Origin of the sequence: Streptomyces fuscichromogenes (assembly GCF_014645815.1) — a bacterium.
GTDB lineage: Bacteria > Actinomycetota > Actinomycetes > Streptomycetales > Streptomycetaceae > Streptomyces > Streptomyces fuscichromogenes.
Window position 1 is genome coordinate 1 of sequence record NZ_BMML01000065.1, and the last position, 8,687, is coordinate 8,687.

1 protein-coding gene is annotated in these 8,687 nt (G+C 70.3%); it reads right to left on the reverse strand.

Features of this window, described 5'->3' with window-relative positions:
* Nucleotides 1–8,656: non-ribosomal peptide synthetase (locus tag IEZ11_RS49705; protein ID WP_229713984.1), on the reverse strand; the 8,656-nt coding region annotated here is incomplete at its 3' end.
* Nucleotides 8,657–8,687 lie beyond the last annotated feature (31 nt).

Here is an 8,687-nt window from a genome sequence, read left to right on the forward strand (position 1 = left end):
CCCCACACACCACCGCCACCGCACCCGGAGACCGCACCACCTGCACCCCAAACAACTCCGGAACCAGAGGAGTCGGACCGGCCGGCACACCAGTGCCACCCCACTCCGTCAAGATCAGCCGACGCTCCTCCTCCGCCAGCACATCGATCTCGTGCACCCGGACACCCGGATCCGCGGCCACCATCGCCAGCACCCGGCCAAAGCGCTCGGCGATCGTCTCCACCGTCGCCGCCTCGAACACATCGGCCGCAGCCGTCAGCGCCCCGGACAACCCGGTCGTCCGACCACCCTCACCCACGACCTCGCCCAAGGTGACATCCAGGTCGAACTTGGCCGGCATCACACCGGCCGCCATCTGCCGCACCCGTACTCCGGGGAGATCCAGAGCTGTTAGTGCGTTGTTCTGCCAGGTGAACATGGTCTGGAACAGCGGGTGCCTGGCCAGGGACCGGCCCGGCGCCAGCAGCTCCACCAAGCGCTCGAACGGCACGTCCTGGTGCTCCAGGGCCGCCAGACTGGATTCCCGCACCCGGGTGAGGACGTCGGTGAACGCAGGGTCGCCCGACAGATCCGTCCGCAGGACAAGGGTGTTGACGAAGAATCCGACCAGATCGTCCAGCGCCTGGTCCGTCCGACCCGCCACCGCCGTACCGATCGGAACGTCCTCCCCCGCCCCCAACCGCGACAACAGCACCGCCAACGCCGCCTGAACCACCATGAACAACGTGACACCCTGCGCACGCGCCAACGCCGTCAACCCCGCATGCACCTCAGCAGGAATGTCGAGCGCCACCGTGTGACCCCGGTGCGACGCCACCACCGGACGCGGCCGATCCACCGGCAGAACGAGCTCCTCCGGAGCCCCGGCCAGCGTCTGCCGCCAGTAACCGACCTGGCCCGCCAGCAGGCTGTCCGGATCCTCCTCCTCGCCCAGCAACTCCCGCTGCCACAAGGTGTAGTCGGCGTACTGGACGGGCAGCGGCTGCCAGCCCGGCGCACGTCCCTCACGACGCGCCGCATACGCCAACGAGAGATCACGGGCCAACGGCCCCATCGACCAGCCGTCCCCCGCGACATGGTGCAGCACCAACACCAACACATACACATCCGGACCCGTCTCGACCAGCAGAGCCCGCAACGGAATCTCCACCGCCAGGTCGAACGCCCGTCCCGTCTCCGCCGCCACCAGGTCCACGACCTGCTCCTCGGCAGCCTGTGCGACCCGCAGCACCTCACCCACCTCACCAGGCGTCACCACGTGCTGGTAGGGCTCCCCGTCCACGACGGGGAACACCGTGCGCAACACCTCGTGGCGGGTGACCACGTCCGACAGCGCCGCTCCCAGCGCGCCGACGTCGACCGCTCCGGTCAGGCGCAACGCTGCCCGGATGTGGTAGGTCGGGCTCGGTCCCTCCAGCTGCGCCAGGAACCACAACCGACGCTGCGCGAACGACAACGGCACCTGCTCGGACCGCTCCCGCGGCGCCAAGCCCACCCAAGCCGGACCGGTGGCGCCGATCCGCGCCGCCAGGGCGGCCGGAGTCGACGCCTCGAACAGCATCCGGACCCCTGCCTCGGCCCCGAAGACGGTCCGGATCCGGGACACCAGCCTCGTCGCCAACAGCGAATGGCCGCCCAGCTCGAAGAAGTCGTCCTCCACCCCCACTCGTTCCAGGCCGAGGACGTCGGCGAAGAGATGGCACAGGATCTCCTCGTCGGCGGTGGCGGGCCCGCGACCGTTGCCGACCGGACCGTACTCCGGCGCGGGCAGGGCGGCGCGGTCCACCTTCCCGTTCACCGTCAGCGGCAGCCCGCCCAGCACCACCACAGCGGACGGCACCATGTACTCCGGCAGGAGCTGCCCCACGAAGGTGACCGGATCGACGGGCAGGTGCGGCTCCGCCGTCGGGTCGTCGTCCCCGCTCTCGGGCACGACGTAGGCCGTCAGGCGCTTGTCCCCGGGAGTGTCCTCCCGTACGACGACCACGGCCTGGGCGACACCCGGGCAGTCCGACAGCACCGCCTCGACCTCGCCCGGCTCGACCCGGAACCCGCGGATCTTCACCTGCTCGTCCGCCCGCCCGACAAAGACCAGCTCGCCGTCGGCCGTCCAGCGCGCCAGGTCCCCGGTCCGGTACATCCGCTCACCCGCACCGCCGAACGGACATGCCACGAACCGCTCCGCCGTCAGCCCAGGCCGGCCGTGGTATCCCCGCGCCAGACCTGCCCCGGCCACGTACAGCTCTCCCACCACGCCACGCGGCACCGGGCGCAGGGCGTCGTCGAGGAGACAGCCGCGGGTGTTGTCCATCGGCCGGCCGAGCGGCGGTGTCTCGGGCACCGCCGCTGCGTCCCGGACGGCGTACTGGGTCGCGCAGAACGTGGTCTCCGTCGGTCCGTACACGGGCCGCACCGTCAGCCCTGGACATGCCTCAAGCACCGCCGTCATCGCCTGCGCCGGCACCACGTCGCCCCCGGTGAGCACCTCTCGCAGCCCGGTGAAACACTCCGGGTCCTCCTGCGCCAGAACTCTCAGCAGCCCGGCCGGCACCCAGACATGGCTGAGCCCGTGCGCACCGATCAGCGACCGGATCAGCGCTCCGTCCAGCTCGTCAGCCGGGGCCAGCACCACCGTGCCGCCGGCAGCCAGCGTCACCCACAGTTCAAAGACCGACGCGTCGAACGCGTACGGCGCGTAGCCAAGGACACGCGTGGGTGCCGACTCCTCCCAACACCGGTCGACCGCCCGCGCCACCACGTCCCGCTGGGAGACCACCACGCCCTTCGGCCGCCCCGTGGACCCCGACGTGTACATCACGTACGCAGCCGTATCCGGCCGCCCCGGGCCCGCCGCCACCGCGACCACCGGCGGATCCGCCTCCGTGGCCACTCCCGGGTCATCCACACACACCACAGGCACATCAAGAGTCCGCGGCAGCAACCCGGCGAGACCGCTGGTGGTCACCGCGCACACCGGTTCCCCGTCGGCCAGCATGAGCCCGACCCGCTCGGCGGGATACGACGGGTCGACGGGCAGATAGGCGCCTCCCGCCTTCCACACCGCCAGCAACGCCACCACCAGCTCGACCGACCGCTCCACCATCACCGCGACCACCGACTCCACGCCCACCCCCCGCGCCGCCAGCACCCCGGCCAGGCGTGACGCGCGGTCGTCCAGCTCGGCGTACGTCAGGCGCTCGGCCCCGCGCACCACCGCCTCGGCATCGGGGCTACGGGTCACCCACTCGTCGATCAGCTGGGGCAGCGTCTTGTCCACGGTGTCGGCGGCAGTGTCGTTCCAGTCCCCGAGAAGGTGCGCGCGTTCGGCATCGGGCAGGATCTCCAGCCCGGCCAAGGGCCTTTCCGGCGCGTCCTCCAGAGCCGCTATCAGGCCCTCCAAGGCCGTGTGCAGCGACGCGCACACGGGTCCCGGGTCCACCGGAGCTACCAGGTCGACCGTCAGCTCGAAACCCGTCTCCAGGTCATCGACCGCGAGCACCAGCGGGTAGTTCGTTCGGTCCTGGGCGAAGAGCAGCGCGGGGCCGTTCGTCCTGGCCCGCCTGTCGTAGGCACCGGGCGCACGGCGACGGCTGTGGCGGTAGTTGAAGAGCGAGGTGAACAGCGGAGCGGATGGTGCGACGCCGCTGGCCTTCTGCGCGAGTGACAGGGGGGCGTGCTCGTGCACCAGCAGGCCGGCCAGCTGGGAACGCATCGCCTGCACCGCGTCCAGCGCGCTCAGGCCGGCGGTGTCCACCCGTACCGGCAGGGTGTTCATGAACGGACCGGGAATCCGCTCGGCGCCCGCCCCCGCGTTCATCCGGCCCAGCAACACCGTCCCGAACACCACGTCCGAACGACCCGACAGACTTGCCAACACCCGTGCCCACGCCACGTGGAACAACGTCGCCGGACTCGTCCCCAGCCCACGCGCCCGCTCCCGCACCCGCTCCGCCAGGCCGTCGTCCACGGCCAGTCGCCCCTGCTTCACACCGGTGCCGTCGCCGTGGGTGTCGGAGAGCCCGAACGGCGTTGTCGCCTCGGTGACATCCCCCAGAAGAGCCGCGAAGTACTCCTCGTGCTCCTGACGGGACACTCCCAGCCGCGCCTGCGCCACGAAGTCCCGGAACGGCAGCGGCGCCGGCAACTCGGCCCCACGTCCCGCCATGAACGCCGCGACCTCACCCAGTACCACGTCGGCCGCGGTGTGGTCCTGGAGCAGGTGGTGCACCTGCACCAACGCCAGCCACCGGCCGCTGCCCGGCTCCGCCGCCACATACACGCGCAGCAACGGCGCCCGCCGCAGATCCATCCACGAACCCGCCGCGGCCAGCAAGTCCGCCACCGGGTCGGACCCGTTCGCGGGCAGCGTCACCTCCGTCACCGGTACGACCGCACGGCGCCACACCACCTGCACCGGCTCCGGCAGCCCCTCCCACACCACCCCGGTGCGGTAGATGTCATGCCGATCCACCACCCACTGCAAGGCCGGCAGGAACCTGTCCAGCCGCTCACGGCTCTCAAAGGCCATCACCATCGGCACGAGATACACGTCTGCCTCACCGGGCTCGGCGAGCAGGTGGTGGAAGAAGATCCCCTCCTGGAGCGGGGCCAGCGGATACACGTCCGCCACGTTCGCCGCCCCACCCTCCACCGCCGCACACACCAACTCCACCTGCGCGGGAAACAGATCGACCAACGGCAACATCTCCGGCGTGATCACCTCCGCACCCTCCGGAATACCGTTCGGCGGCACCTCAGCCTCGACACCCGTCCCGGCCATCGCCAGCGCGGCCGGAGTGGGTGCCTCGAACAACACCCGTACGGAAACGCCCAGCCCCCGCTCCCGCAACCGCTGCACCAACGACACCGCCAGCAGCGAATGCCCGCCCAGCTCGAAGAAGTTGTCCTCCGCCCCCACCCGCTCCACACCCAACACCTCGGCGAACGCACCACACACGATCTCTTCAGCCACCGTCGCAGGCCCCCGCCCGCCAGCGGACACGGCAGACTCCGGCACCGGCAAGGCGGCCCGGTCCACCTTGCCGTGCACCGTCAGCGGCAGCCCTTCCAGCACCACCACCGCCGACGGCACCATGTACTCCGGCAACCGCCCAGCAGCGAACGCCCGCACCTCCTCGCCCGCAACACCACCGTCGACGGGAACGACATACGCGACCAGCCGCACATCGCCGGGCACATCCTCACGCGCGACCACCAACGCCCGGGTGACTCCGGGATACGCGGCAAGAACGGCCTCGACCTCACCCGGCTCGACCCGGAACCCCCGCACCTTCACCTGCTGGTCCGCGCGTCCCACGAACATCAGTCGGCCATCAGGAGTCCAGCGAGCCAGGTCGCCGGTGCGGTACATCCGCTCCCCCGGAGCTCCGAAGGGGCTCGCCACAAAGCGCTCCGCCGTCAGAGCCGCCCGTCCCGCGTACCCACGGGCCAGACCGGCGCCCGCCACGTACAACTCCCCTGCCACCCCTGACGGAACCGGCTCCAGGAACTGGTCGAGGACATGGACACGGTTGTTGTCGATGGGCCGGCCGATCGGGACACTCGGCCCTTCCTTCCCGAGTCCTGACCGCCAGCAGGTGGTGTCGATGGTGGCCTCGGTCAACCCGTACAGATTGTGGAGTTCCACGCCCAGCAGACCGGTCACCCGCTCGTGCAAGTCACCCGGCAGCGCCTCACCCCCGCTGAACACCATCCGCAGGCCGGCGCAACCCGCCGCCGTGGGCTCGGCGACGAATGCCGTCAGCATCGAGGGAACGAACTGCGCGACCGTGACCCGTTCACGCTGGATCAGCCGCGCCAGGTACGTCGGATCGCGATGCCCTTCCGATGCCGCGACCACGAGCACCGCACCGGCCGTCAACGGCCACCACAGTTCCCACACCGAGGCGTCGAACCCGAACGGCGTCTTGTGCAGCACCCGGTCCCGCTCTTCCAGTCCGAACTCCCGCTGCATCCACACCATGTGGTTGGCCAGCGCGCCGTGTGTGACCACCACACCCTTCGGCCGTCCGGTGGAACCCGACGTGTACATCACGTACGCGGCGCTCCCGCTGTACGGCGCCAAGTGCTCCACGCTGCCCGGGTCACCGCCCATGCCCGTCACGGGCCACCCCGACGCATCGATCGTCAGCACCGGGAGGGCCGTCCCTTCCGGAAGCACACCGACCAGGTCACTGGTGGTCAGCACACATATCGGACGGGCATCAGCGAGCATGAACGCCACCCGCTCGGCGGGATAGCCGGGGTCCACCGGTAGGTAGGCGGCACCGGCCTTCCACACCGCCAGCAACGCCACCACCATGCCGACCGAGCGCTCCGACACCACCGCCACGACCGCTTCCGCGCCCACGCCCACGCCCACGCCCACGCCATGATCTGCCAGCTCCCGCGCCAGCCTGCTCGCCCGTTCGTCCAGCTCCGCGTAGGTGATCTGCTCGCTGCCACACACCACGGCCGGAGCATCGGGGGTACGGGCCACCCGCTCCTCGATCAGTTGGGGCAACGTCACGTCCACAGGCGTGGTGGCAGTGTCGTTCCAGCCGCCCACCATCAGCTCGCGCCGGGCACTAGGCAGAATTCCGACTCCTCGCACCGGGCTGTCCGGTGCGTCTTCCAGCACGGCGATCAAGCCCTCAAGAGCAGTGTGCAGCGACGCACAGACCACGTCCGGGTCTCCCGGAGCAACCACGTCAGCGGTCAGGACGAAGCCCGTGCTGTTGTCATCCACCGCGACGGCCAGCGGATAGTTCGTGAGCTCCTGGTTGTGGAGCAGCTCCACACCGGTCGGTCCGCGTCGCACACCGTCGGCGGCCAGGGCGCCCGGCCGACGGCTCCGACGGTAGTTGAAGAGCGAGGTGAACAGCGGAGCGGATGGTGCGACACCACTGGCCTTCTGCGCGAAGGACAGGGGCGCGTGCTCGTGCACCAACAGAGCCGCCAGCTGCGACCGCATCGCCTGTACGGCACCCACCGCACTCGGGGTCGCGAGGTCCACCCGTACCGGCAGGGTGTTCATGAACGGGCCGGGAACCCGCTCGGCGTCCCTCCCCGCGTTCATCCGCCCGAGCAGCACCGTCCCGAACACCACATCCGAACGCCCGGACAGGCCCGCCAGCACCCGCGCCCACGCCACATGGAACAAGGTCGCCGGGCTCACCCCGAGCTGACGGGCCTGCTCCCGGATCCGCTCCGCCAGACCCTCGTCGACCGACAGCCGGGTCCGCCGCACACCGGTGCCGTCACCGCGGGCATCGGCCAGGCCGAACGGCAGCGTCGGCTCCGTGACATCACCCAGCAGACCTGCGAAGTACTCCTCGTGCTCCTGCCGCGAGACACCCAGCCGTGCCTGCGCCACGAAGTCCCGGAACGGCAACGGCGCCGCCAACTCGTCCCCACGCCCCGCCATGAACGCGGCGACCTCACCCAGCACCACTTCCAACGCGGTGTGGTCCTGAAGGAGGTGATGCACCTGCACCAACGCCAACCACCGGTCGCTGCCCGGCTCCGCCGCCACATGCACGCGCAGCAACGGCGCCCGCCGCAGATCCATCCACCGCCCGGCCACCGCCAACAGTTCAGCCGCAACATCCCCGGACTCGGGCAGGACCACCTCGGTCACCGGTACGCTCGCATACCGCCGAACCACCTGCACCGGTTCCGGCAACCCCTCCCACACCAACGCCGTGCGGTAGACGTCATGCCGGTCCACCACCTGCTGCAACGCCGACAGGAACCCGTCCAGCCGCTCACGCCCGTCAAAGGCCATCACCATCGGCACGAGATATACGTCCGCCTCACCGGGCTCGGCGAGCAGGTGGTGGAAGAAGATGCCCTCCTGGAGCGGGGCCAGCGGATACACGTCCGCCACGTTCGCCGCCCCACCCTCCACCGCCGCACACACCAACTCCACCTGCGCGGGCGACAGATCGACCAACGGCAACATCTCCGGCGTGATCACCTCCGCACCGGCCGGGATCCCGTTCGGCGGCACCTCCACCACACCACCAGCATCACCAGCCGCGGCCAACCGCTCCGGAGTCGGCGACTCGAACAACGCCCGCACCGAGACCCCGAACCCACGCTCACGCATGCGCTGCACCAACGACACGGCCAACAGCGAATGCCCGCCCAGCTCGAAGAAGTTGTCCCCCACCCCCACCCGCTCAAGGCCCAGCACTTCGGCAAACGCCCGGCACACGATCTCTTCCGACACCGTGACGGGCCCTCGCCCACCGCCGGAGGCCGCGTACTCCAGCGCCGGCAACGCAGCCCGGTCCACCTTCCCGTTCACCGTCAGCGGCACCGCGTCCAGCGCCACCACCGCTGACGGCACCATGTACTCCGGCAACCGCTGCCCCACAAAGGCACGCAGGTCACCAACCAGGTCACCAACCAGATCGCCGGCTGATTCACTGTCGCTGTCGGGAACGACATAAGCCACTAGCCGCTTGTCGTTCGGGGTGTCCTCGCGGGCGATCACGACAGCCTGGGCAACGCCGGGATGGGACGCCAGCACCGCCTCGACCTCCGCGGGCTCGACCCGGAACCCCCGGACCTTCACCTGCTCATCCGCCCGCCCCACGAACACCAACTCACCATCAGCCGACCAACGGACCAGATCCCCCGTCCGATACATCCGCTCACCCGACGCCCCGAACGGACACGCC